The sequence below is a fragment of the Agrobacterium cavarae genome, from assembly GCF_004310285.1.
Classification (GTDB): domain Bacteria; phylum Pseudomonadota; class Alphaproteobacteria; order Rhizobiales; family Rhizobiaceae; genus Agrobacterium; species Agrobacterium cavarae.
The window spans coordinates 39,412-63,667 of the sequence record NZ_SISF01000029.1; the positions used below are offsets into that span (position 1 = coordinate 39,412).

The following is a 24,256-nucleotide window of genomic DNA, read 5'->3' on the forward strand; positions in this document are numbered from 1 at the left end:
ATAATTCAAGACTATCGAGATTTTATCGGCCTCCCAAGTGGAGGCCGAAGTCGTATTTATCCTTAGCACAAAGACTCGCCTCTCATTTTGACACCTCCCCGATACCGCGATTCCATCCTGTTGAAACAACGGGAAAGTAAACGGAGGCAGGCATGGCGAGTCATGAAATCCATGGTGGGCAAGTCAACGCCTACCGGCGGGTGACCTCGCCTGGCGTTGCTCCGCATCTCTCGACGGCCTCGTATCGCACCGACGCCAAGGAGATGGGGCTTGAGCAGGCGAAAGCCTTTGCTAAAAATTGGTATCTTCTTTTGGGCGCAGGCTGGCAGCGGGATTGATTAAGACCGAGAAGATGTCTGCCGAAGCCGCCAAGAAGTTTGACCAGCAACACGCGATCATCACGGAAGGTGAGCGCAGCTAACAAGCCCGTTCAGCTTCCGGCGTAGTGAAACGTCGATATGACATCACGGCAAATGCCTCTCGAAAGTCCTACACCTCATCTCTACTGTCGGTTTTGGCAAATACGCGCCCGATTGTGTTGAGCAGCAGTTGGGCGGCCAGGATCGCGGTCGAACCGGTATGATCGTAATCGGGTGCCACTTCCACCAGATCGACGCCGACGATCGATCCTTGTTTGGCAAGGCCTGCAATCAGTTCCAGCGCTTCATAATAGATGAAGCCGCCATGGCTCGGTGTACCGGTTCCTGGTGCGATTGAGGGATCGAAGCCGTCGATATCGATTGTTAGGTAATATCTCTTTCCAGTCGGAATACGATCCAAAACGGCATCGATGCCAAGCTTTCGGATTTGGCGGACCGAGAGAATATCGGAGCCCTGAGCGCGGGCGTAATCGTAACCCTCCTTGGCCGTCGAGGATACGTTGCGGATACCAAGTTGTGTCATGCCGGTGACCCAAGGCTTCTCCGAGGCGCGGCGCAGCGGGCTGCCATGGCCGAAGCGAACGCCGTGGCGCTCATCAACGAAATCGAGATGCGCGTCGAACTGCACGACATGGATCGGTTCCTGCTCGCTGAAAGCATTGATGCATGGAATATTGATCGAATGATCGCCGCCGAGCACGACAGGCAGCGCTCCCGCCGCAAGAATCTTGCGAACGCCGAACTCTATGTTGGCATGGCTTTTCATTGTGTCCGTGTGGACGATATCCGCGTCGCCGAGATCCACGATGCGAACGCCTTCCAAATAAGTGACGTCATCTTCATGATCGTAAGCGCCAGCGTGACCGAAGGCGAAAAGCGTCGAGGCTTCGCGGATGCTGCGCGGCCCGAAGCGTGCGCCGGCGCGCCACTGGGTTCCAAAATCGAAGGGTGCGCCGAGGACAGCGACATCGGCGTCGATCTTGTCCCAGTTCTCCACGTAGGGACTTTTGGCAAAGGTGGAAATGCCAACGAAGGGTAGGTTTAACCGTCCATTGGCGTAGCCGTGGGCTGTCATGCTTATTCCTTTCGGGCATCAAATCGCGCGTTCGCGCCAGGTTTCCAGAAATTGAGAGAGACGGTCGCTCTTTGGCGTTGCGAAAAGCACATTCGGTGCGCCTTCTTCGACAATCCTGCCGGCATCCATGAAGACGACGCGATTGGCGACATGTGCGGCAAAACCCATTTCGTGGGTCACGATCACCATCGTCATTCCTTCCGAAGCGAGCGATTTCATCACGGAGAGGACTTCGCCGACCAGTTCGGGGTCCAGTGCCGAGGTTGGTTCGTCGAACAGCATCACCTTCGGCTTCACGGCCAAAGCTCTGGCGATCGCGACACGTTGCTTTTGTCCACCGGAGAGGCCTTCGGGCCAGCGGTCGGCAAAGGATAGCAGTCCGACCTTACTCAGCATTTCGCGGCCGATATCTTCTCCCCTTGCGCGTGAGAAGCCATGGACCAACCGCAATGCGAGCGTCACATTGTCCAGCACGTTCAAATGCGGCCATAGGTGGAAATGCTGGAAGACCATTCCTATCGGGCGACGGGTATCGGTCAATTCCTTATAGCCCGCCTTTTCGCGTCCAAGGGGTGTCTCGCGCCATCCCAGCATCTTGCCAAAGATGTGAACCTCGCCCGCATCATAGGCGTCGAGAAAGGCAAGCGAGCGGAGCAGGGTGCTCTTCCCAGATCCGGAAGGCCCGATAATGCAGGTGACATCGCCATCTTGAATATCAAGATCAATGCCCTGCAATACGGTCTTGTCGCCAAATCGCTTCTCAAGTCCGCGAACGGAAATGGCTGCCGGTCTCGTCATCTCAGGAACCTCTCAGGGCGAAGTGGCGCTCCAGAGCGCGTCCCGACTTCGACAGAATTTCAACAAGGGCCCAGTAGAGCAGGGCGATGGTTAGGTAGGGCGTCACGACGCTGAAGCTGATCGAGCTGATCGTTCCGGCTACCTTCGTCAACTCTCCAACAGTGATCACAGAGAGAACAGCCGACTCTTTCAAAAGCGCGATGGCTTGACCCACGCAGGGCGGCAGCGTCAGGCGAAGGGCTTGCGGAAGCTCTACGTGCAGAAAGCGCTGCCCGCGTGTGAGGCCCAGCATTTCTGCGGCTTCGCGCTCTCCCTTGGGAACGGTGTTGAGGCCTGCGCGAAAAATCTCCGCGAAAGGACCTGCACCATAGATGCCAAGTCCGAAGGTGCCGGCCACATAGGGACTGAGCAACAGCCCGATCTGCGGTCCGCCGTAGTAGAGAATGAAAAGCAGGAGGGCGAGAGGCGCGCCCCTGGCAAACTCGACATAGGCCCTGGTCAAGAGTGCAAGGGGGCGAAAGCTGCTGCGTAAACCAGTGGCGAGTACGATGCCAAGCAGGGCAGCAATAGTGACGCCGCTTGCCGAGACTGTGATCGTCGTGAGCAGTCCGGCAAGATAGAGCGGCAGGTCAGTGATAAAGCCGGTCATCAATTTTGCCCTCTGCGTGACAGGCGTCTCTCAAGCATTAATCCCAGAGCGGCGATCAGGATGCCGACTGCAACATAGAGAATGAGGGCTGAGGCATAGGCTTCCAGGGGGCGAAACGTCGAGGACGCGACCTGTTGGGCGCGGCGGGTCAAATCCGTCACGGCGATGACCGAGACGAGCGAGGAGTTCTTGACCAGAGCCTGCATTTCTCCCACCAGCGCTGGCAACATAGCCCGTACAGCCTGGGGGACCTCGATGTTGATAAAGATCGCGGAGGGAGAGAGACCCAGCATTCTTGCCGCCTCGATTTCGCCTTTCGGCACAGCCTGAAGCCCCGCCCGATAGATTTCCGATTGGAACGCCGCCGTGTTGAGCGCCAAGGCCAAGGTGGCGGCAACGATCGGCTCAAGCTCAAGCCCGAGGAATGGAAGAATGTAGAAGGTGATCAAAAGCTGTACGAGGATCGGTGTTCCGCGCCAGAAGGAAAGATAAAGCGCTGCCGGGACGCGCGTCCACCGTCTGCCACGCGCGCAGGCGGCCAACAGAAGAGCCAACGGCGCGCCGAAGAGAAGCGCCGTCAGACTGATCGTCATTGTGGTGGTGAGGCCATCGAGAAGCGCGGGCCAGATATGTGCGACTGTCCTGTCCATGGCCGACCCGTCCTATCTTATTCAGCGGCAGGGAGAGTCTCTGGAAGTTCCATCGGGGCGCCGAACCACTTTTTCTGGAGCTCCGCAAGCTTGCCGGATGTGTTGAGCTTGACCAGTTCGGTGTCCATCAGCGCATTCAGCGATGCGCTGTCGGCATCATTGCGGCCTGCCCAGGAAAAATAGGTCTTCGGCCCGAAGGTCGGCAGAACGACTTCGAAGACGTCGGGCCGCTGGCGGGCGGCTTCCAGAAGATTGGGAAGGGAATTGACGACAGCCTGGATACGGCCAGCGCCGAGATCGGCGTAGGCTTCGGAAAAGTCCGTATAGGTGGAGACGGTCACCGGACCGCCTTTGTCCTTCAGCGTTGCGGCAAAGGTCTCAAGCGCGGCGAGCTGCGCGGAGCCGGCCTGAGAACCGACCGCCTTGCCGGCGATATCTTCCGGCTTGGTGATGGTTGCATCGCCCTTGCGCTTCAGTAGCGCCATGGTTGCATCGGCGATCGGAGCCGAGAGATGGTAGGCCTTCATGCGTTCCGGCGTGACGGTCACGGAGGTGACGACATAATCGAAGCGGCCAGCCGCAAGGCCCGGCAGAATGCCCTGCCACGGCAGGTCCAGACGCTTGAGTTCGACGCCCGGCAGAGCCTTCATGATTTCAACCATGATGTCGGCGGAGTATCCGACGATCTTGTCGTCTTCGACGAACTCGAAAGGCGCAAAGCGGGCTTCTGTGGCAACGGTAAAGACTTTGTCCGCTTTGATTTTGTCGAGAAGATCTGCAGCGTTCGCGGCGGTCGACGACAGGATAGTGACGAGCGCTGCGCCGAAAAGCAAAGCTCTGGAAATGGACGATGGCATCATGGTTTGTTCCCCGGTTGTTTATTCTGCCAACGAACCATGGACATCAGCGCAAAAAAATAGGAAAGATGTGGAGTTCACATTAGAAAAGATGATGTAAGGTCGTCTCATGCAATTTGCCCAGTCAGATCTCCGGGCTCTCACCGTGTTTCGCGCAGTGGTGGAGCATAAGAGCTTTCTCGGCGCGCAGATCACGCTTGGCCTCAGCCAGTCCGCTGTCAGCTTCCACATCAAGGCCTTAGAAGACAGGCTTGGCTACAAGCTTTGCCGCCGCGGGCGCGCGGGCTTTGAATTGACAGATCGCGGTGCGATCGTTCATGCGAAATCGAAAGCGTTGTTTCTGGCACTCAACGCCTTCGAAAGCGAAATCGGCACGTTGAAAAACAGGATTACCGGAACACTCAGGCTGGGGTTGGTGGACAACACCATTACCGATGCGGACTTGCCCATTCACCGCATCATTGCCCGCATCAGCGACAAGGCGCCGGAAGCACGCCTTGAACTGGTCATCGATTCACCGGACGCATTGCTCGCAGAAATCGCCAATGGCGGTCTCGACATTGCCATCCTTCCGGAAACGGAACCCTACCAGGGCCTCAAACTGTCGCGCCTGCGCGATGAGATGCATTCCCTCTATTGCGCCAAAGGACATCCACTTTTCACTGCAGATGAGGCGGACATTTCCGTGCAGCGCGTGGAAGGCTTCGACTTCGTCGTCAGGCCCTATGCCAATATGCGCGAGTTGCAGTATTTTCCTGGAGCGCGTGCCAAGGCCTCCGCCTCGAACATGGAGGCGCAGGCGATGTTCGTGATGTCAGGCCGATATCTCGGCTATTTGCCGGATCATTACGCGGCCGATTGGGTACAGAAAGGCATCTTGCGCGCCCTTCTGCCGAAAGAAGGCCGGATCAATTCTCCCTTCATCATCGCCACTCGTCTGGGCGAGAGGCCATCGACAATCCTGGACTTCTTCATTCGCGAACTGGCGGGACTTGCATCGGAGACCCTGCATCGGAAAAAGCCGCTCATCGGAAAATGATGAGATGGTCCCGATCCAGACCAACGTTGGTTCTGCTTGCTCTGTCGCGCCGGCCGCTTGAACCTCAGATGGGAATTTAAATCCCTGACGCAGCGAAGGAGTGGGCCGCTGGTCCTCATTCTTTCAAGAGCGCCACTGTGAGCCTCTCGTTGAAGAGGCTCAGCAAAAGCCGTTCAGTTTAAGGATTCTGTACGCTTCAATCGAGGCTCGAAGCGCATCCTCAGAATTGCGATCTCCTTGATTGGCGTCGGGGTGGTGCATTTTGAGCCTTTCCTTGTAGCGGCTCTTGATCTCTTCCGATGTTGCTTGGTGACTGAGGCCCAGAGTGTCGAAAGCCTTGGCTTCGAGCGTCTTGAGCTTTCTTTGTTGGCCACCGGTCGTCGTTTGCCCTTGTCTCACGCCTTTGCGAGCATTGAGGGTTTTTGCCGAGCCTGAACGAACAGACGATGGTAGCGGAGCTTCGGTTGGCTCGTTCACGCGCTTTCCCAAAGTCGGCCGCGCACCCATTGTCGCTTCCTTTTGATAGCGGGCGACGTCGGGACTCGATGGTGCCGCGGTGAAACTGTATCCCTTATTGTAGGCAGCCACATGCTCAAGGCAGAAGAGCAGGTAGAGACCTTCAGCACCTGGGCCAACCGGGGCGCGGTGCGTTCCAATCTTTTCACACCCATCCCACTGGCACTTTGGTCCCTTGGGCTCGCTTGCCGCTGGCGAGCGTTTGCGAGTGGACCGAAGACCTACGAATATTTTCGAATCATGCGTCATTGAGACTATATGGACGCGGCGGGCCCTTTGGGCAACTCCGGAAGTCTTTTGCAATCTCACTTCGTCGCTCGTCGTGAAAGCATGCCTGTGACCGGACCCCGGCGTCTGTAAGTCGCACCTCACCAAAACGAGCGGGTCGTCTGGCCAACAAGGTTGATCTGCCGGTGCCGCTGTGTTCTGAAGAACGAAAATCGCATAGGGGTTTGACTGCAGGGATGACAGAACAGTTTGACATGTTTCCGGATCGGGATTCGCGCGCCAAGGTAGCGTTGCATCGACCGTCGAAATCCGGCAAATCTGATCGGCAAGCCCCATCCCTGACGGAAGAGGAGATGGTCCGTTCTCTGTTCGAGACTGGGCGATATCGCATCCTGACGAAACTGGTGCCCCGTGCGATCACACCCGTTCCTCGGCCTGGATACCCTCTTCGCGGCGTCATCCTTGATACGGAGACCACAGGCCTTGATGCTCGAAAGCATGAGATCATCGAGATTGGGGCGGTCGCCTTCACCTTCAACGCCATGGGTCAGATTGGCGATGTGACCGGCGTTTGTGGCGGACTGCGAGAGCCGGGCGACTCCATTCCGGCTGAGATCACCAAGCTCACGGGGATCACAGACGATATGGTGACCGGGCAGGCGATCGATATGACGGCACTTGAGGCGCTGATCGAGCCTGCCGACTTGCTGATTGCCCACAATGCCGGCTTCGATCGGCCTTTCTGCGAGGTGTTTTCGGGGATTTTCTCCGGCAAGGCATGGGCTTGCTCTCACTCTGAGGTCGATTGGTCGTCGCGGGGATATGAAGGCACGAAGCTTGGATATCTGCTCGGACAGGCTGGATATTTTCATGAAGGACATCGTGCGGTCGATGACTGCTATGCACTCTTGGAGGTCCTGGCCCGACAGGTGGACGGATCGGCTTCCATTGCTTTTGCCGAACTTTATGAGGCGAGCCAGAGGTCACGGGTGAGGATTTTTGCCGAGAACAGCCCCTTCGATATGAAGGATCACTTGAAAGGACGAGGCTATCGCTGGTCCGACGGAAGTGACAGTCGCCCGAAATGCTGGTGGATCGAGGTCGGTGAAGACGGTCTCGATGATGAACTTCAGTATCTCAGGGCGGAGATATACAGATATCCTGACGTCGATCCCCCGATCAGACGTCTCACCGCCTTCGATCGGTTCCGGGCGTAGCGCACCTCGGTCGCCGCACCCAGAGCGCGAGGCATCTCTTCTAGCACATTGGCCTCACGGCCTTTGCGCCTAGCCCCCGATTGCCGTCAAATCGCTTGCCGCCTCGATGCCGGTCCCATGTTTGGCCTGCTTATCCAGAGACGTGTTGGCTCGAGGCTTGCGCGAAGCTGACCGAAACGGCGAATATCAAATGCAGCGTGCGACCATTTCTGCCTTCGCTCAGTTAGCAGCCAGAAGGCAATTTTGAGCAGGAATGACGACCATGTCTCAGCGTTTAGAAATGACGAAAATGGTGATGCAGATGCACGAGAAGAACCTCGTACTGATGAACATTCTTCGCGATATAGTAGAGAATGAAACCACGAGCAACGTTGGTGCGAACGCGACAGAAGAGGAAATCGCCCTCCGGCTCGCAGACAAAGCCGTTCGTCGGGCCGAGATACTTGGCGAAATTCGTCATGTCCTGCGTCAAGAGGACATTGCTCGCCACACGTTGGCGAGGGCCAAGAAGACGCCTTCTTCGCCACGATACGCATATACGCGCGATCACTGAGTTTTATTGCGGCACATTTGTTGGAGGGAGCAGAGCTGAGCGCATTAGGACGACGAGGAATTCTTCGTTCCAAACGATGTCGTTCGAGCAGCCGCTTTTCGCAAGCAATTCAGTGACCCCGACGGTTACAGGTTGACCAAGATTGACCCAAAGCAAGTGGGCCTGCCATCATCTGGCATGCTGTGACGAGACCGAGTTCACGTTTTGAAATGAACGGTCACGGAAAATGAGTTTTCATTTTGTGCCATCGCGGGCATGTGTTTGTGAAAGTTCGTATGGGCCATCGCTCGACGATTCGCGAAGTAAAGAGCTGACAGCATGAAAAATCCGGTCGCACTCAATCGTCTTTCCGAGAACACGACCTTCCGTCGAGGCGATGTTTTTGTCCTTTTTGGCGAACTGTTCGGTCGCGGCTATGCGACCGGCCTGCTTGACGAAGCCAAGCGGGCGGGCATGGAGATTGTCGGGATCACGGTCGGGCGGCGCGACGAACACGGCGCGTTGCGGCCCCTGAACGCAGAAGAACTGTCTGCTGCCGAGGCCCAGCTGGGCGGCAGGATCATCAACATCCCTCTGATGGCCGGCTTCGATCTGGATGCTCCGGCGGGCGGCCCGACCCCGACCGATCTTCTCGCTGACATGACGCTTGAGAGCTGGGAGCACGACAAACTCGATTGGGACTATATCGCGCAATGCCGCGATATTGCCACGGCGCGGTTTACCGAGGCGCTTTCACAGGTCATGTCCGTTCTGGACGGAATGATCGCCGATGGTCGCAACGTGTTCTTCGCCCACACGATGGCAGGCGGCATTCCGAAGGCGAAGGTATTCCTCGTCGTTGCCAATCGCATCTACAAGGGGACCGGGTCCCGCCACATGTCATCGCAGAGGCTGATCGAAAGTGACCTGGGGAAACTCATTCTGCAGAATTTCGATGAGGTTTCCGCAAACACGTTCCGCCATCTGATCGATTTCAGCGCGGCGATCCGTGAGCGGGTTGAAGCCTCCGGCGGCCAGGTCCGATATACGGCCTATGGTTACCACGGATCAGCGGTTCTGATTGATGGCAACTACCGTTGGCAGACCTACACCAACTACACCCAGGGTTATGCGAAAATGCGCCTGGAAGGCATTGCGCAGGAAGCGTGGGCGGCGGGAATAAAAGCGACCGTCTATAACTGCCCCGAAATCCGGACCAATTCGTCTGATGTCTTCACCGGCATTGAGCTTCCACTGATACCACTGCTGCTGGCTTTGAAGAAAGAGAATGGTGGGACGTGGGCTGATGAACAGTGGCGGGCTTGCGAGCAGCTTCTGGATGACGGCCTGACGATGGACGATGTTTTCCAGAAGATCCATGCAATGCAGGAAAGCGAAGTCATGCGTCCCTTCTACGACTTCTCAGCGTGGCCCATGCCAAACAGCCAGGCACAGGCGGATTTGACCATCGGCACCTCCAATGAGATCACCCGGATGCATCGTGATAGCAAGGTGATGATGAGCGACCTCCTGAGCGCTCTTGTCGTGAAATCAACCGGTCAGTTGATTTTCGGCGAGGCGTCTGAACCGTCCGGTCCGGTGCTGTGGCTCAACCATGACATCGTCGCTCGTCGGCTTAACGCTTCGCATGCGCGTCCTGCCTCGTTTGAGCCGGTCACGGTTGGGGTATCGGATGCCTCCCATCTTGAGGTGGCCTGAGGCCCAGGTTTGCGCTTGGGAAGGGTCTGCTTCCGTCCGTCGAGCTTTGAACCCGCCAGCCGGTATTCGCTTTGATTTTGGAGAGAACGCCGTTCTGGTTCTTTCCTGAAAAGTTCATCACGGCCTTGGCTCGATGCGTCAAGCGCTGAAAAGACTATCTGAGTGTCACAGCTTGGAATGTTGACAGTTGCGGCTGTGCACAAGATGAATTCTCCGGGTTCTCGGAGACGCGCTGACGCTGATGCGCACTTTCTAGTACTTCCGCGACCTCCTTCTCCTTCGGTCACTGCAACTATCCTTGAGTTTATTTTCGCGCCCCTTCACTAAGTCGTGAAACCTTTCCGATCACTGGCCGTTCAGCGCCCATGAAAAACAATGACGTAGAACCTAAACCGGTGGCTGGCGCCGACGAAACTGCCTCCGAAGTCAAATCCTCTCCAGATGTTCAGGATGATGTTGAAGAACTTCCCCCGGAAGAGGTGGAACCTGCTGCGGGCTTGACACCGGAAGAGGCTGAGGAAGCACGGCGCAAATATCTTCTGAAACGCTTCTGGATCAGCGCGCGCGGCTTTTGGAGCCGCCGGGGCGACAAGCTGGCATGGCCGTTCACGATTGGCCTGCTGGCGATGATCGGTATCAATGTCGCCATACAATACGGGGTCAACGTCTGGAACCGCGGGATTTTCGACGCGATCGAAAAACGGGATGCGTCGACTGTCTATTCCCTCGCGTCGATATTTCCATTTCTAGTTCTAGGAAGCGTCTTCATTGTCACCTCGCAGGTCTATGTACGAATGCGCATTCAGCGGCGCTGGCGCTCCTGGTTGACCAAGATAATGGTGGGCAGATGGATTGCTAATGGCCGCTACTACCAGCTGAACCTGATCGATGGCGACCACAAGAACCCGGAAGCGAGGCTCTCGGAGGATATGCGCATTGCCACTGAAGCGCCGGTCGATTTCGTCTCCGGCGTCATCGCGGCCTTCGTATCCGCTTCCACCTTCATCGTTGTTCTGTGGACCATTGGTGGAGCGCTGACACTGTCGATTGGCGGCACCTGGGTCACCATTCCCGGCTTCCTCGTGATCGCGGCCATCATTTACGCGGCAGTCACCTCAACGTCCATCGCGTTCATTGCGCGAAACTTCGTGAAGGTCTCCGAAGTCAAAAACCAGGTGGAAGCGGAGTATCGCTACACGCTGACGCGCGTCAGGGAAAATGGCGAGAGCATCGCTTTGCTTGGCGGGGAAGAGGAGGAGCGTAGCGATCTCGATAAAAGGTTCGGCAATGTTCGGCGGCAATGGCGGCTCATGGCGCAGCAATATATGCGCACCACCGTCGTCTCTAACGGCTCGGTGCTGATTGCGCCCGTCGTGCCACTTCTGCTCTGTGCACCGAAGTTTCTTGATGGCAGCATGTCGCTCGGCGAGGTCATGCAGGCGGCATCTGCTTTCACCATCGTTCAGTCCGCCTTTGGCTGGCTGGTCGACAACTATCCGCGGCTTGCCGACTGGAACGCCTGCGCGCGGCGCGTCGCCTCCCTGATGATGTCGCTTGATGGTCTTGAGCGCGCGGAGAGAAGCGAGACTTTCGGACGCATCATTCGCGGCGAGACCGAAGGTGACACCATGCTTAGCCTCAAGGATGTGTCCGTATCTCTCGGTGATGGAACAGCCGTCGTGAAAGAGACGGATGTCGAAATCGGAGCGGGTGAAAGAGTGCTGGTATCGGGAGAATCCGGATCGGGCAAAAGCACGCTGATACGTGCCATTTCCGGCCTCTGGCCCTGGGGCGGGGGCAGCGTGAATTTTCGCGCAGACAGCCAGTTGTTCATGCTGCCGCAGCGGCCATACATCCCAGCTGGCACGCTTCGCCGCGCGGTGTCTTATCCTCAACCCGCTGAAAGCTGGACGGCGGAAGAGATCGGCGCTGCTCTCGACAAGGTCGGTCTCGGTCAACTCAAGGACAAGATCGAGGACGAGGCGCCCTGGGATCAGACATTGTCCGGCGGTGAAAAACAACGGCTCACCTTTGCACGCTTGCTGCTTAACGCTCCCGATATCATCGTCATGGATGAGGCGACCGCAGCGCTGGACGAAAAAAGCCAGGACAAAATGATGCAGACAGTGATTGATGAGCTACCCGACGCCACCATCATCAGCGTGGCGCATCGTGCCGAGCTGGAAGCATTTCACAGCCGCAAGATTACATTGGAGCGGCGGGAAGGTGGCGCAAAGCTGGTTAGCGATATCGAGCTTATCCCGCGTAAATCGAGGAGAGGCTCTGTGCTTCGGCGAATAGTGAAGCGGAAGTGATCATCGCTTATTGTTCCAAGCCGGATATGACCGAAAGCGTCTCGCGATCGTGCGCGCCGTTGTAAAATTGCCGGAGAGCAGTTTGAAACAACGCGTTTTGATCGGTGACTGCGGCAAACAAGGTCATGCTGGACCGAAATTTAAGATCATCCGGCGATCCGAGAATGTCATGGGCGGTCAAGTTAGAATGGTCCAGCATGGCGCGCGTACACTCTTCGAGACGCGGTCCGAGAACGGGATGCGCCAAATATGCCTCTGCTTCCGGACGGCCTGAAATTGCGTAAAAGCGCGCGGTGTCAGAACGGCCAAGGCCTTGGATCTGCGGGAAGATAAACCACATCCAATGGGACTGCTTCCTGCCGTCGAACAATTCGTTCAGTGCCCTGTCATACGTATTTTGCTGCGCCTTCACGAAGCGCTCAAGATCGAAAGACATCGCTCAGCTTTCCAGTGTGGCGAGGTTTTGCCGATTGACCTTTACGAATCGCGGCGTCCGCCTAACGAAATGTGTCGCGAAGCGGTACACCGCATCCTCATTTCTTCATTTACGCTTGCGCCGCAATTCTTCTGGCTCCACACCGAAATGATCGATGATGATCTGCACGTTGCGGCGATGCGATTTGAAGTAAACATCGAAAAGATCGCCGAAGAGCGGCACGCTGCCGACGACGGAATCCATCGCCACATTGCCAATCATCTTTGCGAGTTTTTCCCTCGGAAGGCCCATGCGACGCGCTTCATTGACGATATAGAGCCCAACAAGAGCGCCAGCCCCGTCACCAAGGACCGGAACGAGGCCAAGCACGGAGTCGGCACCGAAGCGCAGGCGCGTGCCAGGGATGCCGACTGCCGTATCCATCAGGCGTGATATGCCCGACAGCCTGCGGATTTTCTGCATACGCTGTTCGAAGTCAGGCGTAGCGCTCGAAGCATTCGCACCAAAACCACCCGCATTCCAAGCTCGTGCTGCCATAGTAACCTCCAAAACCGGTAAACCCGGCAAGAGAGAAATGGGGAAGTGGTGCCGAATTTCAAGTCGAGGCACCCCCCTACCTCTCCAAGCCCTCGAAGGGCATCTCTATTAGGTCGTTCGGGTCGACGTTGGTCACGTGTCACCTCCTGTTCAGCACGCAAAAGCACGTATGAACCCATAGCCAACGCCGCCTAGGTCAATAGCTTCAGTCTGGCAATGGTGGCCTGATTGTCCGCTCATCGATCCGAAACGCGTATCGTGACGGCAACTATACGCTTACTCCGTTCACTCCGAGATTCGCCGGTACAGGACCATGCCTCCGTGATGAAGCGTGTCCCTGTCGACAAAGGTGCCATCGGCTGTGAACCCAGTATCGTCCCAGTAGTCGATATGATCGCCGTTGACTTCATGACGACCCTGATAAGCGCTTTGGCGGTTGCCGCGTGCCTCGTCGTAGCGACCGTTGGGCAGAAGTTTGTGACGGATTGCGCCGTCAGCGGTGACCCACATGCCAACATAAGGATGGTCCTGTGGCCGGGTCTGGCCAATCTCGGATTGTCGCATTGCTTCTGCCTTCTGATGTTCTGCCGCTAGAATTGGCGAGGATTGGATGATGATAAGCAAGAGAGCCATCAGGATACGCCCCTGATGGCGCTTGCGCGGAGTTTGGGACGTCGTCATCAGATTGTCGTGCGTACGGGGCGAACGACGATCTCGTTGACGTCCACATCGTCCGGTTGTTCGATAGCAAAACGAACGGCGCGACCGATGGCGTCGGGCTTGAGCGCGATGGCGCGGTAAGTCGCCATGGCTTCTGCTGCGACAGGATCTGTGATGGTGCTCGCAAGATCGCTCTCGACGACCCCTGGGTGGATGCAGGTCACACGGAGCTTTTCGTTCTCCTGGCGAAGGCCCTCAGAGATCGCCCGCACAGCGTATTTTGTTGCACAGTAAACCGCGGCTGTTGGCACGACCTGAAGGGCACCGATCGACGCGATATTGATGATGTGGCCGGAGCCGCGCTCGTTCATATGCGGAAGCACCGCAGCGATGCCATAGAGGACGCCCTTGATGTTGACGTCGATCATCTGCTCCCATTCGTCGATCTTGAGCGATGCCATGGGTGACAGTGGCATCACGCCGGCATTGTTAACGATCACATCGACGCGGCCGAATTCCCTTTGGGCTTTCTCAACGAAGGCAGTAACACTTCCAAGGTTCGTGACGTCGAGTTGGCAGGTCTTGACCTTTCCGCCAGCCGAACGAAGCTCGTCTGCGACAGCTTCGAGGCGATCGGTGCGTCTTGCCCCGAGCATTACCCTATTACCGGCCTCTGCCAATTCGCGGGCGATGCCGACTCCGATGCCGCTGGATGCGCCAGTGATGAGAACAACTTTTTCCATGACTTTCTCCTGTTGCTTTCGCTTTTGTCGATGCGTCAAAGATACGCACGGCGTATTGTCGTGATAAGCTGGAGAAATATGACCTTAAAGGTAAGCGGAGCTAACCAATGCAATCGGACTTTAATGCACTCGCTGTCTTTGCTCTTGTCGCACAGGAGAAGAGCTTCAGAGCTGCAGCAGATCGTCTGGGCGTGACGCGTTCAGCAGTGAGCCAGACCATTCGCAAGCTTGAAGAAGCGCTCGGCATCGCTCTGGTCAGCCGCACGACGCGCAGCGTTGCCCTAACCGAAGCCGGTGCGCGGCTCTATTTCGACGCACAGCCAGCACTGATCGAGATGCAAGCTGCGTGGGAGGCAGCCGCCAATCTTACCGGCCATCCGCAAGGGCGATTGACGCTTGCCGTATCATCAATTGCCGAGAGCTTTCTTTCCGGTCCCATGCTCGCGTCCTTTTTGGACGCCAATCCTGATGTGAAACTTCATGTGACCGTCACGGACGATGAGTTCGATATCGTCGCGCATGGATACGATGCCGGCGTAAGATTGGGGGAAGTGATTGCTCAGGACATGATCGCAGTGCCGGTGTCGGCTGAGCAGCGCCAAATTGCTGTCGCCTCGCCAGCGTATCTCAAAAAGTACGGGATACCTTCGCATCCAAGCGAGCTTGCAAACCGCCGCTGCATCGGCTGGCAGATATCGGCGCATGTCGCACCGTACCGATGGGAATTTGCGGAGAATGGCCGGGAATTTTTTGTGACTGTGGCCGACACTGTCACGACGACAGACATGGGGCTGATGATCAAGCTGGCCGTTGCGGGAGCAGGGATCAGCTTTGGAATGGAAGAGAGCTTCAAACCGGCGATAGCGCGCGGTGAACTCGTGCCAGTGCTGGAAGAATTCTGTCCGCACTTTCCCGGTTTTTATCTCTATTATCCCAGCCGCCGCAATATGGCGCCGAAGCTCCGAGCACTGGTGGACCACCTGCAAGATTATCGGAAGCAAGCCCTATAACGCTGCTATCGGTATCGGCTGAGGGTCGAAATGTTTCGATTGCGCATCGTCCTTGGGGATGGACGCCGGCACCGCCGCGACAGCAGCCTAGCGTTTCGCACTGGGCAAAAGAGATTGGCTGTGTAACCTGAAATCTTGTCGGATAGGGGGAAGCAATGAGCAACACGAAGCCGGATATCGAGACGATCGCATCCAAGGTGGTTTATGAGAACCGCTGGATGAAGGTGAAGGAAGATAAGATCCGCCGACTGGATGGTAGTGTCGGAATCTATGGTTTCGTTGACAAGCCCGACTTTGCGGTCATCATCCCTTTCGACGGAGAACGTCTCTATCTCGTTCAGCAGTATCGGTATCCCGTCGGTCAGCGACAATGGGAATTGCCGCAGGGATCCTGGGAAGACGTTCTTGATGCTCATCCAGAAGAGCTTGCCCGCGGTGAACTTGTTGAGGAGACAGGGTTGACTGCAGATCACGTCGAACAAATAGGACAACTCTTTCCCCTCTACGGCACGACGAACCAATCGTATCGAATTTTCTTCGCCACCGGCTTGTCGCAAGGACCGTCCCAGCTCTCGACTGAGGAGCAGGATTTGATTGTCGGATCATTCTCCGTCGATCAGGTCGAAGCGATGGTCCTTTCTGGGGAATTGCGGGATGCCGGAACGGTCGCCGCCTTATCGATTGCGAAGCTGCGGGGATTGATCGGTTAGAGGCGCCAGAAATGCGCTTGCTGACACTCAAACGCGATCGTAGCCATCCCGGACTCATCCAGCGAGTCTGCTCATCGGACGAGCATCCTTCGCCGGCAAGTATCCTTCCTGCAGCCGATAGCGTTTTCAAAATGACCCTCGCTTGCAAATCAAGCGACAGTCGGTCGTCGTTTCTCGAGGATCACAAGGCCGAAGATGCCGGCAAGGGCCATGGCGACACCGAGCCATGCCGTGCCGGAGTAACCGAAAAGATGTGCTCCTGTACCGAAGACGATCGCCGTCAAGCCGTTTCCGAGGAAGGAATTGATGGGGTTGAAGGAGGTTCCAAGGCCTGGTCTTCCTGGAAAGAGATCCTGAAAATAGGTGAGCGGCATGGAGAGCAGGGCAGCGGCGCCGGCCGCTGCCGGAATGGTCAGGGCATAGAGGTGCCAGGGAGAGGTTGCCAAAGTCAGCGTGGCCATGAACGCGGCATAGAGCAGGCCGCCTATCGCCAGAATGACGAGGATGTTCAGTCGCTTCAGCAGACTGGCCCAGATGAGCATGAAGGGTATCTCAAATAAGGCTATCAGCCCGGCGACGATACCGACATCTCCGGTCTTGCCGCCAAGGTCGGAGATGGATCAACGGCCAGACTGTGCTGGCAAGCCTGATTGTTCCGGTCAGCAGCGCCATGGAAACTGCGCGCGCCAACATCAACGGCGTGGCAAGCTCGCTGAGCGCAGAGAAGAACCCTGCGCGCGATGTTCCAGCAGTCCGATCAGGCGCGGGTCTTGCGGGCAGAAATGCAGACGAGAACGATATGAGGAGAGCACAAAGCGCTGCCACGCCCCAAGCGCCCATCATGCTTGCGGAACTGGCAAACGCAAACCCCACGGCCGCCGGCATCACCACCCAGGCGGCGGATACGAAAGCCCGGACAGTGGCGTTGATCGCGGCGCTGTCCCGGCTTGGGAGCCCGGCCGTTTCGGCGCGAACACTCACAAAAATGAGCGAGCTCACCGACTGGAAAAACGGGATAATGATTGCGGTTGCCGCAATGAATATTGGGATCGACGGGAAAAGAAAAATCGCCCCGTAACCGATGGCACCCATCACCGTCATCACCATGATGATTGTCCTCCGGTCGCCCATCAGGTCGGAGAGAATTCCCAGCGAAACGCTGATCGTTACCGCACACAATGATGTCACGAAGACCAGAAGCGAGTAGGCTTGGTCGCTCATCCCTAATTCTTGGATTGCTGTAATCGAAAGATAGGGCAGTGTTGAGCCATAGGCGGAGCCCTGAAGGAAAATCATCAAGGTCAGAAGCAGCAATTGCGGATGGGCGCGGATGTTGCGCAAGGAGTGGAGCACAGGATCATTCTCTAAGACCGCGCACTTGCCAAGCAACGAAATGCACGGTGGGAAGGGTGTTTCCCAGCTTATGGACATTCCGCCAGCGATAACAAGCGATTTGATGGCCTCCCAGCCCATCCGCCGGAGCGTCGATATCATTTTCCGATAGATATCGCCGGGTCCAGGCGCGCGGCTTTGTTCCTTCCCATGCAAAAGATATATTTGGGAACTGGCTTACCGCCGTGTTGTTGGACCGGGGCAACAACAACGACGCTTGGAGGAAAGCAGATGAAAAAGATTCTTATGGGAGCGGTCTTCGCTTTAAGTTTTGCATCTTTGGCGATGGCGCAGGGTGCTGGTAGCGGATCTGGCGGCAGCGGAGGTTCGGGCACGGGCGGTGCGGGCGCCGGCTCCAGTTCGGGCGGCACTGGGACGGGTACAGGTACCGGTACCGGGACTGGCGGTACGTTAGGCAGTGGCTCCGGCTCTGGTACGTCCGGTTCTGGCACCACCACAGCGCCCGGCACGACGACACCCGGCTCAGGCAACACGAGCGGCACCAATTCCCAGACGCCGAACGGTGACACCAACAACACCAACTGCCCGGCTGGCACCACCAGCAGCCAGGGTTCGATGAGCGGCAACACGAATTGCCCGGCCAACTAACGTCTGATTGCCAGGGAGGAGAGGGGAGCGCGGACGATGCCAGCGCTCCCCTTTTTGCGGTTTTCCTGCTGAGGTGAGTGATCGCGGTCGTCGTCGTGGCGTTATGCCGAGTTGTAAATCACCTCAAAGCGCCGTGCGGCCTATTGGACGCACGGCGCTTCGGCTTTTGAATCTGATGCATCGTGCTTTCCGAAAATCGAGTCCGGTTTTCGGGTCAATATTGCAGCGTTCAGCTGGACCTCATGCCAGATTCGTTGTTGATCGGCAAAGTACGAGGTATGCGTCTCGTGTTATAGGAGCTTTCAGGAGAGCGTTGCCTGCGGTCAGCCACGTTCCGCCTGCCGCATCGGCATTCGGTCTATGACGTCAAAGAGCTCCACGTCGGGAACGACGGTGTCGCTCCGCAACTTGATGCCCCCGTCTTTTCCAACCAAGATGACCTGAAAGCTGCCTTTCTTGACACCGGCCTCATCTCGCAATGCTGCCGCATCAGGCTTTGCCACGTTTCCAAAAGCGGTGGACGCCTCGTCATTGGTGACGCTGATCACGACAAGGTCTCGCTCCTCAAGCTCAGGGCGTCGATCGGTGAGGATTTTCACCTGCCGTTCCAGTCGCTTGTCGCCAGCATCTGCGAACACGATGATAACGCGCTTCTTCCAGGTCAGGTCGGATAGGCTGTTCATGGCAAATACCTGCGACGATACGAGAACGAAGATCAGGGCGACGAGCAATCTTGTCATTGCAAGGTCTCCATTGTTGCGTTCGTAAACGTGGCCGATGCCGGATAGTTCAACGCGCTATACGTCGCGATGGCTCAGGCGACATCGATCGCGGTAAGCCCAGACAAATGCGTTCAGCGCGAGCCGTGGTGTAGATGGAAGCATGGGATGAGCGTTAGGGTTCACCAGCCTTGAGTGAGAGGCCGCTTTAAATCAATGCCCGAAGGAAAGCCCGATCAACCGTCGTCGTCGGAAGAGAAAGGCGGCATGATAAAGGTGAAGCGCGTCTCACCATTCTGGGATGTCGCCGAGAGTGTACCACCATGGGCTCTCGCGATCTGCGATGCGATGTGTAATCCCAGTCCCAATCCCTTGTCATTTCGCGTGTCTCCACGAACGAAGGGCTCGAACAATCGCTCCATCCTGTCTGGCGAAATCTCTTTCCCTTTGTTGGTCACAGACAAAGTGAAGGTTCCGTCGTCCGCAAGTCTCGCATCGATGAAGATCGGGTGTTTGGTATCACCGTGGCTGATGGCGTTGCCGAGGAGGTTCGACACGAGTTGGCCAAGCCGGGCATGATCGGCATTGACCGGGTGCGGTATCAGCAAGGTCGAAAGAATGTCGCGACCGGGAGCACTGCTGCGCAGTTCTTCGATCACCTGTTCGATTACCGGAGCGATGGGAGACGTTGGATCTCTCATCAGATGGATACCGCCGCCCAGCCGGCCACGGGCAAAATCCAGCACGTTGTCGATCAGTCCCGACATGCGCGACACGCTGCCGGCCATCAGTTGAAGAACTCGCTTGCCGCGTTCGCTGGTGACTTCCGGGGCCAGAACACGTCCGGCAGCTGAGATGGAAGCAAGTGGGTTGCGAAGATCGTGGCCGAGGACGGCAACGAATTGCTCGCGCAGTTCGCCCGTCTCTTGCTCAGCAAGAAGCACGCGTTGCGCTTCACGTTTCTTGCCCACCGCCCGGCGGATGTTGGTGCGCAGCGACGCATTGGTGTTCGCCAACGCTTCCTTTGCGTTTTCAGCAGCCTGCCTGGCTTGCAGAAGGTCTCGTTCCAGCTGGCGACGCTTGACGGAGCGAAAGACCGTGACGAGCGTCACACCTGCCTCGTCGCCGCCAAGCCTGCCCCTTGCACTCACCGTCACGGGGAGCCGCTTGCCGCTCTTCGTCTTGAGATCGAAGGCGATCTCTTCGCAAAATCCCTGCAAGCGCAGGGTCGGCTCAAAATTCGTCTCGTAGAAGACGTTGCCCGCCACAGTCAGCAAGACCGTCATCCGTTTGCCCAGCAGCTCTTCTTTTTCCTGGCCGATCCACTCCGCGAGCGTCTGATTGACCCTCGCCATCATGCCTTGGGAGTTCAGCACCACATAGCCGCACGGCGCTCTCTCGAACAGATCGTCGGGATAATCCAGGGCAGGGGCAGGGGGTAGCGACGCGTCGATTACACAAAACCCTTTATGGCGGATATAACGGCCTGCGGCGCGCTGAGGTTCGGGCAGTGCCCCGTGGCATCAAGCATGACGAACTGCGCATGCGGGATTGCGTCCGCGACGTAGCGGCCCACATTCTCTGAGGCGATGATATCGTCACGGCACTGCAAGACAAGCACCTGCGCCGTCACCTTGGGCAAATCCGCCCTGTTGTCGGAGGTAAACGTTACCCGGGCGAAGGTTCGGGCAATCTCAGGGTCCATCCGACAGAAGCTGTCGGCAAGTTCGCTGGCAAGCTCTGGACGGTCGCTATTGCCCATGATTGTGGGCGCCATCGCATTGGACCAGGCAATATGATTTTCGGCAAGCGATGCAAGCAGTTCGTCGATGTCTTCTTGTTCAAAACCGCCGATATAGGATCCGTCGTTGATGTAGCGCGGCGAAGGGCCGACCATCACGACGCTGGAGAACATCTCCGGCGCTTTGATGGAGGCCAGTGCTCCAATCATCGCGCTCACAGAGTGACCGACGATGATGGCATCGTTGAAGTCGAGTTCGCGGCCGATATCGACAACGTCGTCGGCGTAAGCGACAATGCTTGAGTATCTCTGGCGATTATAGAACGATAGATCGGAGCCTCCAGCGCCGACATGGTCGAACGTGACGACATTGAAACGATCCTCGAAAGCTGGCGCGACCAGTCGCCACATCTGCTGGTCGCATCCATAGCCATGAGCAAATATCATTGGCCGCCGTCCGTTGCCCGACTGCTTTACGTTGTTCTTCAAAATAGCTGACACACGGAAACCTCGACTGCTGACCGCGATCAGTCTGCAAAATGGCGACGATCCGTTGGGTGCGAAGCACCATACGACGCCGGAAGAGGCTTGTCGCTTAAATTCTTGACAATGGTCATTCCAGCGTGTCCCGCGCGATCCCAAGTGGAGCGCCGTGCGTCTTCACCCCTTCAGACGAAACTTTACGATCTGCAACTTGTGCTTATTCACCTTATCGTAAAGCGTCTTTCTGGAAATCTGAAGCCGTTTCATCGCCTGGGTGGCGTTGCCGCCCGTTGCTGTCAATGTTTCGGCAATGATGCGGGCTTCGTAACTTGTGATCAGCGACGCTAGACTTTTTGAAGCCGCTGGCCCATCCGACTCCGGAGATTCCTCGTGATCCAGCAGTTGAAGTTCTGCGAAACGCTGGAGCTCGCGCAGGTTTCCAGGCCAGTCATAGGTCGTGAGCTTCGCATGGGCTGCTGGAGTGAGGACGGGTACCGGCTTGCCGATATTGACGCTGGCCTGACGCAGGAATGAGCGGAAATAGGGCAGGATATCCTCACGTCGCTTCTGTAGTGGAGGAAGGTTGATCCGGGCAGAAGAGAGGCGATAGTAGAGATCCTCGCGGAAGGTTCCCGCTTCGACCATCTGTGCAAGATCCGTGCGGGTCGAGGCCAGCACGTGGAGATGAAGTGGGCGCGCAGAGACGGCGCCGAGCGACCAATATTCCCTCGCTTCGATGAGCCGCAGAAACTGCGCTTGCAGAGGAAGGGGCAGCAGATCGACCCGATCGAGAAACAGCGTCCCGCGATGGGCCGTTTCAAGCCGCCCAGGCAACCGCGTCTGACGGCTGGCGCCGCCATGCCCGGCGTCGGAGCCCAGGAAATCGAGTGCGAACCGGCTTTCTTCCAGGACGTCGCAGGCAACATGCATGAAGCTGCGAGACCGGCGTGGACCTGCACGATGAATCGCACGTGCCACATATTCCTTACCGATACCGGTGGGGCCTTCGATCAGCACATCCACTCCAGCTTCCGCAATACGAAGGACACTCTGGCGCAAGGCGGCTGTCACGTCGCTCTCCCCCAGCAGAAGGACGTCATTTTCAACGTGGTCGGCGACCCTGCGGAGCTGACGATTTTCCATCACCAGCGCCCGTGACTGGCTGGCGCGGCGTAGGGCGGCAACCAGCATATCCAAGCCGACTGGCTTGGTGATGAAATCCCATGCACCGTTGCGCATTGCAGACACGGCCATATCGATATCGCCATGGCCCGTCATCAGAATGACCGGAAGATCGGGATCGATATTGCGGATTTTGCCGAGAAGCTGCATGCCGTCGATCTCAGGCATACGCACGTCCGACAGGATCACGCCGGGATAGTCCGGGCCCAGTCCGTTGAGCGCGTCGGCTCCGCTGGCAAAGGGCTCCGGTGCAAAGCCACTGATGCGGAGAGATTGCTCAAGCGTCTCGAGCAGGTCTGGATCGTTATCGATCAGGCGAACAAGGTTGCCATCTTTCATGGTCTGCGAAGCCTCAGCTGAAAGCATGCACCACCCGTGCCGAGTTTCTGGACGTAATCCAGATCGCCGCCCATATTGCGGGCGATATCGCGTGCGATGACCAGTCCCAGTCCGACGCCGCCAGCCTTGCTGGTTGCGAAGGGCTGGAAAAGCGTCTTCTCAATCGTCGGTGCGAGACCCGGCCCATTGTCGGCCACGAACACATCCACGACATTTGTCTCGATCACGACCGAGATACGAATCTCGCCGTCCTTAGTGGATGCCAGCGCCTCATATCCGTTGGTTATCAGGTTCACGAGTATCTGCTCCAGCGGCACGGCTTCGGCAAGAACGGTGAGATCGCGATCGAAAGGCTCGATAATCACCCGCACCGCCTTTGCTTGCGGGCTGGTCGAGGTCAGCAGGAGGCTATTGTCGAGCGCCTCCATCAGGCGCAGTGGCACGACGTGTCCGCCACTCTTGCGGGCAAAGCGCCTGAGGCTGGAGGTAATCTTCTCGATGCGCTGCGTCATGCCAATGATTTTCGACAGGTTTTTTTCAAGCCCGGGACTGCCGTCGCCAGCAAGAGCAAGCGAGGTATCCGCAAGCAGCCGAATGGCAGCAAGCGGTTGGTTCACCTCGTGCGCAACGCCCGCTGTCACTTGTCCAAGCGTGGCGAGCTTGTTGGCCTGAATGAGGTTCACCTGCAATTCCGCCAAGCGGCGTTCGGCCAGGGTGCGCTCTTCAATTTCGGCGGTCAACGCCGCAGTGCGTTCGCTGACGGCGCGTTCAAGGGCTTGCCGATGGCGCATCCCCTCCGAAAGGCGTTCGGCATCTCGTCGGCGCCTTTGCACGATGCGTAAGATAATCAGGCCGATCGCGGCCGACAGGGACAGGAAGACGGTCGCGCTTGCCAAGCCTGCATAGACCGCCATGGCTCTCGATGCACCGACCCGCAGCGTCCACCCCTTCATCTCCTGGATCGGTTTCGACACCTCGAAGACGTCGGATAAGCTTTCCCGTTGCCCCAGGGAAGAAGGATCGGAGGAAAGCACGATCTGTCCGTCGTTGGCAGTCACAACCGTTTCGTCGGAAGCCGCCGCCCAAGCCGCCTGCAACGGCGCGAACTCGATTTTCACCACGACGACGCCGAGCGTCACTCCATCCTTCTCGACGCGGTTGGAAAGATGCAGTCCGGGGCGTTTGGTGACCACGCCGCTGGTGAACTGGTAGCCGGTGCCGTCTTTCACCGCGAGATTGAAGTAATCACGGAAGGCATATCCGCGTCCGATGAAGGATTCTTGGCCATCCCAGTTCGAGGCGGCAACCGCGGTGCCACTTGCGTCGAGCAGATAGATGACGGCGCTGCCCGTCTCCACCCGCAACCGCTCCAGCTTTCGAGAGACGTCGGGCCTAATCGCCGGGTCGAGAAGAGCCTTGGTAACCTCTGTATCGCTGGAGATGACCGTCGCGACGGCCCTTTGCGTGGTCAGCATGCCCTCGAGCGCGAGCACGCGCATCTGGGCGTTGTCTTCGGCCTGCCCCAACAGGCGGTCGCGGGTGAGCGACCACCCCAGGTAAAATGACAAGAAGAGGCCGGCCGCGACGCATAGCCCAGCCCAAAGGCCCGGATGAACGGCAGCGAAGATAACGCCGCGTGGTTTTGCGGTCTGCGACTTAATCATGAACCTCTCAGTATAGATTTTCGGAAAAATCCTTACTGAAACTGTATAGATATGTA

General features: G+C 57.3%; 26 protein-coding genes. 8 read left to right on the forward strand and 18 right to left on the reverse strand.

The window, feature by feature from the left end:
- The first annotated feature begins 152 nt into the window (after window positions 1–152).
- Window positions 153–338, forward strand: a complete 186-nt coding sequence (locus tag EYC79_RS10305) for a hypothetical protein (RefSeq protein WP_130977906.1) — start codon at window positions 153–155, stop codon at window positions 336–338.
- Between the two features lie 151 nt (window positions 339–489).
- On the opposite strand, the gene speB is transcribed toward EYC79_RS10305, so the two are convergent.
- Genes speB through EYC79_RS10330 form a run of 5 tightly spaced genes read right to left on the reverse strand, consistent with a single transcriptional unit; the run spans window position 490 to window position 4,412 of the window.
- On the reverse strand, window positions 490–1,455 hold the full coding sequence (gene speB, locus EYC79_RS10310) for an agmatinase (protein WP_130977907.1): 966 nt from the start codon (window positions 1,453–1,455) through the stop codon (window positions 490–492).
- 18 nt (window positions 1,456–1,473) lie between these two features.
- A complete protein-coding gene (locus tag EYC79_RS10315) occupies window positions 1,474–2,253 on the reverse strand; it encodes an amino acid ABC transporter ATP-binding protein (RefSeq protein WP_130977908.1) in 780 nt (259 codons plus the stop codon).
- 1 nt (window position 2,254) lies between these two features.
- The gene (locus tag EYC79_RS10320) at window positions 2,255–2,902 is read right to left on the reverse strand and encodes an amino acid ABC transporter permease (RefSeq protein ID WP_245495250.1); all 648 of its coding nucleotides are present in this window, start codon (window positions 2,900–2,902) and stop codon (window positions 2,255–2,257) included.
- Window positions 2,902–3,552 carry an amino acid ABC transporter permease gene (locus EYC79_RS10325; RefSeq protein WP_130977910.1) on the reverse strand — a complete coding sequence of 217 codons (651 nt, stop codon included), beginning with the start codon at window positions 3,550–3,552 and terminating at the stop codon, window positions 2,902–2,904. Before EYC79_RS10325 ends, EYC79_RS10320 begins: the two co-directional genes overlap by 1 nt.
- Window positions 3,553–3,569: 17 nt before the next feature.
- Window positions 3,570–4,412 (reverse strand): transporter substrate-binding domain-containing protein, encoded by an 843-nt coding sequence (locus EYC79_RS10330; RefSeq protein WP_205654361.1) that lies wholly within the window; start codon window positions 4,410–4,412, stop codon window positions 3,570–3,572.
- 106 nt (window positions 4,413–4,518) lie between these two features.
- Between EYC79_RS10330 and EYC79_RS10335 the strand changes: the two genes are divergently transcribed.
- Window positions 4,519–5,448 (forward strand): LysR family transcriptional regulator, encoded by a 930-nt coding sequence (locus EYC79_RS10335; RefSeq protein ID WP_130977911.1) that lies wholly within the window; start codon window positions 4,519–4,521, stop codon window positions 5,446–5,448.
- Window positions 5,449–5,607: 159 nt separating this feature from the next.
- Here the strand turns inward: EYC79_RS10335 and EYC79_RS10340 are convergent, their stop codons facing one another.
- Window positions 5,608–6,213 carry a J domain-containing protein gene (locus EYC79_RS10340; protein ID WP_113179109.1) on the reverse strand — a complete coding sequence of 202 codons (606 nt, stop codon included), beginning with the start codon at window positions 6,211–6,213 and terminating at the stop codon, window positions 5,608–5,610.
- Window positions 6,214–6,428: 215 nt separating this feature from the next.
- Here EYC79_RS10340 and EYC79_RS10345 point away from each other — a divergent pair, with 215 nt between their 5' ends.
- Window positions 6,429–7,409, forward strand: coding sequence for a 3'-5' exonuclease (locus tag EYC79_RS10345; RefSeq protein WP_130977912.1), 981 nt, complete (start codon window positions 6,429–6,431; stop codon window positions 7,407–7,409).
- A gap of 274 nt (window positions 7,410–7,683) precedes the next feature.
- Here the strand turns inward: EYC79_RS10345 and EYC79_RS10350 are convergent, their stop codons facing one another.
- Window positions 7,684–7,869: a hypothetical protein gene (locus EYC79_RS10350; RefSeq protein WP_130977913.1), complete on the reverse strand. Its 186-nt coding sequence runs from the start codon at window positions 7,867–7,869 to the stop codon at window positions 7,684–7,686.
- 411 nt (window positions 7,870–8,280) lie between these two features.
- Between EYC79_RS10350 and EYC79_RS10355 the strand changes: the two genes are divergently transcribed.
- The gene (locus tag EYC79_RS10355; RefSeq protein ID WP_130977914.1) at window positions 8,281–9,660 is read left to right on the forward strand and encodes an enoyl ACP reductase FabMG family protein; all 1,380 of its coding nucleotides are present in this window, start codon (window positions 8,281–8,283) and stop codon (window positions 9,658–9,660) included.
- A gap of 365 nt (window positions 9,661–10,025) precedes the next feature.
- Window positions 10,026–11,975 (forward strand): ABC transporter ATP-binding protein/permease, encoded by a 1,950-nt coding sequence (locus EYC79_RS10360; RefSeq protein ID WP_130977915.1) that lies wholly within the window; start codon window positions 10,026–10,028, stop codon window positions 11,973–11,975.
- Between the two features lie 7 nt (window positions 11,976–11,982).
- On the opposite strand, the gene EYC79_RS10365 is transcribed toward EYC79_RS10360, so the two are convergent.
- The 4 genes from EYC79_RS10365 to EYC79_RS10380 form a co-directional block, all read right to left on the reverse strand.
- Window positions 11,983–12,411, reverse strand: coding sequence for a DUF1810 domain-containing protein (locus EYC79_RS10365; protein WP_130977916.1), 429 nt, complete (start codon window positions 12,409–12,411; stop codon window positions 11,983–11,985).
- Between the two features lie 105 nt (window positions 12,412–12,516).
- A complete protein-coding gene (locus tag EYC79_RS10370; RefSeq protein ID WP_113261329.1) occupies window positions 12,517–12,948 on the reverse strand; it encodes a DUF4112 domain-containing protein in 432 nt (143 codons plus the stop codon).
- A gap of 285 nt (window positions 12,949–13,233) precedes the next feature.
- Window positions 13,234–13,581, reverse strand: a complete 348-nt coding sequence (locus EYC79_RS10375) for an Atu4866 domain-containing protein (protein ID WP_130978078.1) — start codon at window positions 13,579–13,581, stop codon at window positions 13,234–13,236.
- Window positions 13,582–13,628: 47 nt separating this feature from the next.
- Entirely contained in the window at window positions 13,629–14,351 is a 723-nt protein-coding gene (locus tag EYC79_RS10380; protein WP_130977917.1) for an SDR family oxidoreductase, read from the reverse strand.
- Window positions 14,352–14,458: 107 nt separating this feature from the next.
- Here EYC79_RS10380 and EYC79_RS10385 point away from each other — a divergent pair, with 107 nt between their 5' ends.
- The gene (locus EYC79_RS10385; RefSeq protein WP_130977918.1) at window positions 14,459–15,361 is read left to right on the forward strand and encodes a LysR family transcriptional regulator; all 903 of its coding nucleotides are present in this window, start codon (window positions 14,459–14,461) and stop codon (window positions 15,359–15,361) included.
- A gap of 155 nt (window positions 15,362–15,516) precedes the next feature.
- Window positions 15,517–16,071 carry an NUDIX domain-containing protein gene (locus tag EYC79_RS10390; protein ID WP_245495251.1) on the forward strand — a complete coding sequence of 185 codons (555 nt, stop codon included), beginning with the start codon at window positions 15,517–15,519 and terminating at the stop codon, window positions 16,069–16,071.
- 149 nt (window positions 16,072–16,220) lie between these two features.
- Here the strand turns inward: EYC79_RS10390 and EYC79_RS23785 are convergent, their stop codons facing one another.
- Both EYC79_RS23785 and EYC79_RS23790 read right to left on the reverse strand, forming a co-directional pair.
- Window positions 16,221–16,688 carry an MFS transporter gene (locus EYC79_RS23785; protein WP_335625468.1) on the reverse strand — a complete coding sequence of 156 codons (468 nt, stop codon included), beginning with the start codon at window positions 16,686–16,688 and terminating at the stop codon, window positions 16,221–16,223.
- Window positions 16,624–17,424: an MFS transporter gene (locus EYC79_RS23790; protein WP_245495253.1), complete on the reverse strand. Its 801-nt coding sequence runs from the start codon at window positions 17,422–17,424 to the stop codon at window positions 16,624–16,626. Before EYC79_RS23790 ends, EYC79_RS23785 begins: the two co-directional genes overlap by 65 nt.
- Before the next feature lie 270 nt (window positions 17,425–17,694).
- Here EYC79_RS23790 and EYC79_RS10400 point away from each other — a divergent pair, with 270 nt between their 5' ends.
- The gene (locus EYC79_RS10400) at window positions 17,695–18,072 is read left to right on the forward strand and encodes a hypothetical protein (RefSeq protein WP_113227403.1); all 378 of its coding nucleotides are present in this window, start codon (window positions 17,695–17,697) and stop codon (window positions 18,070–18,072) included.
- Window positions 18,073–18,395: 323 nt separating this feature from the next.
- Here EYC79_RS10400 and EYC79_RS10405 read toward each other — a convergent pair whose 3' ends face one another.
- The 5 genes from EYC79_RS10405 to EYC79_RS10425 all read right to left on the reverse strand — a co-directional run bounded on the left by EYC79_RS10405 (window position 18,396) and on the right by EYC79_RS10425 (window position 24,200).
- Window positions 18,396–18,812: a DUF4174 domain-containing protein gene (locus EYC79_RS10405; protein WP_112956883.1), complete on the reverse strand. Its 417-nt coding sequence runs from the start codon at window positions 18,810–18,812 to the stop codon at window positions 18,396–18,398.
- Between the two features lie 215 nt (window positions 18,813–19,027).
- Window positions 19,028–20,245, reverse strand: coding sequence for a PAS domain-containing sensor histidine kinase (locus EYC79_RS10410; RefSeq protein ID WP_280956470.1), 1,218 nt, complete (start codon window positions 20,243–20,245; stop codon window positions 19,028–19,030).
- Entirely contained in the window at window positions 20,245–21,033 is a 789-nt protein-coding gene (locus EYC79_RS10415) for an alpha/beta fold hydrolase (protein WP_113261323.1), read from the reverse strand. The genes EYC79_RS10410 and EYC79_RS10415 overlap by 1 nt, the downstream gene beginning before the upstream one ends.
- 159 nt (window positions 21,034–21,192) lie before the next feature.
- Window positions 21,193–22,536, reverse strand: a complete 1,344-nt coding sequence (locus tag EYC79_RS10420) for a sigma-54-dependent transcriptional regulator (protein ID WP_130977919.1) — start codon at window positions 22,534–22,536, stop codon at window positions 21,193–21,195.
- Window positions 22,533–24,200 (reverse strand): sensor histidine kinase, encoded by a 1,668-nt coding sequence (locus tag EYC79_RS10425; protein ID WP_130977920.1) that lies wholly within the window; start codon window positions 24,198–24,200, stop codon window positions 22,533–22,535. The genes EYC79_RS10420 and EYC79_RS10425 overlap by 4 nt, the downstream gene beginning before the upstream one ends.
- Window positions 24,201–24,256: the final 56 nt, after the last annotated feature.

Coding starts and splice junctions, on each gene's coding strand:
- EYC79_RS10390 (WP_245495251.1), top strand. CDS start 15,517: ATGAGCAACACGAAGCCGGATATCGAGACGATCGCATCCAAGGTGGTT.
- EYC79_RS10305 (WP_130977906.1), top strand. CDS start 153: ATGGCGAGTCATGAAATCCATGGTGGGCAAGTCAACGCCTACCGGCGG.
- EYC79_RS10385 (WP_130977918.1), top strand. CDS start 14,459: ATGCAATCGGACTTTAATGCACTCGCTGTCTTTGCTCTTGTCGCACAG.
- EYC79_RS10425 (WP_130977920.1), bottom strand. CDS start 24,200: ATGATTAAGTCGCAGACCGCAAAACCACGCGGCGTTATCTTCGCTGCC.
- EYC79_RS10315 (WP_130977908.1), bottom strand. CDS start 2,253: ATGACGAGACCGGCAGCCATTTCCGTTCGCGGACTTGAGAAGCGATTT.
- EYC79_RS10350 (WP_130977913.1), bottom strand. CDS start 7,869: ATGACGAATTTCGCCAAGTATCTCGGCCCGACGAACGGCTTTGTCTGC.
- EYC79_RS10420 (WP_130977919.1), bottom strand. CDS start 22,536: ATGAAAGATGGCAACCTTGTTCGCCTGATCGATAACGATCCAGACCTG.
- EYC79_RS10370 (WP_113261329.1), bottom strand. CDS start 12,948: ATGGCAGCACGAGCTTGGAATGCGGGTGGTTTTGGTGCGAATGCTTCG.
- EYC79_RS10400 (WP_113227403.1), top strand. CDS start 17,695: ATGAAAAAGATTCTTATGGGAGCGGTCTTCGCTTTAAGTTTTGCATCT.
- EYC79_RS10330 (WP_205654361.1), bottom strand. CDS start 4,412: ATGATGCCATCGTCCATTTCCAGAGCTTTGCTTTTCGGCGCAGCGCTC.
- EYC79_RS10405 (WP_112956883.1), bottom strand. CDS start 18,812: ATGACAAGATTGCTCGTCGCCCTGATCTTCGTTCTCGTATCGTCGCAG.
- EYC79_RS10345 (WP_130977912.1), top strand. CDS start 6,429: ATGACAGAACAGTTTGACATGTTTCCGGATCGGGATTCGCGCGCCAAG.
- EYC79_RS10340 (WP_113179109.1), bottom strand. CDS start 6,213: ATGACGCATGATTCGAAAATATTCGTAGGTCTTCGGTCCACTCGCAAA.
- EYC79_RS10320 (WP_245495250.1), bottom strand. CDS start 2,902: ATGACCGGCTTTATCACTGACCTGCCGCTCTATCTTGCCGGACTGCTC.
- EYC79_RS10355 (WP_130977914.1), top strand. CDS start 8,281: ATGAAAAATCCGGTCGCACTCAATCGTCTTTCCGAGAACACGACCTTC.
- EYC79_RS10375 (WP_130978078.1), bottom strand. CDS start 13,581: ATGGCTCTCTTGCTTATCATCATCCAATCCTCGCCAATTCTAGCGGCA.
- EYC79_RS10365 (WP_130977916.1), bottom strand. CDS start 12,411: ATGTCTTTCGATCTTGAGCGCTTCGTGAAGGCGCAGCAAAATACGTAT.
- EYC79_RS10325 (WP_130977910.1), bottom strand. CDS start 3,552: ATGGACAGGACAGTCGCACATATCTGGCCCGCGCTTCTCGATGGCCTC.
- EYC79_RS10335 (WP_130977911.1), top strand. CDS start 4,519: ATGCAATTTGCCCAGTCAGATCTCCGGGCTCTCACCGTGTTTCGCGCA.
- EYC79_RS10360 (WP_130977915.1), top strand. CDS start 10,026: ATGAAAAACAATGACGTAGAACCTAAACCGGTGGCTGGCGCCGACGAA.
- speB (WP_130977907.1), bottom strand. CDS start 1,455: ATGACAGCCCACGGCTACGCCAATGGACGGTTAAACCTACCCTTCGTT.
- EYC79_RS10380 (WP_130977917.1), bottom strand. CDS start 14,351: ATGGAAAAAGTTGTTCTCATCACTGGCGCATCCAGCGGCATCGGAGTC.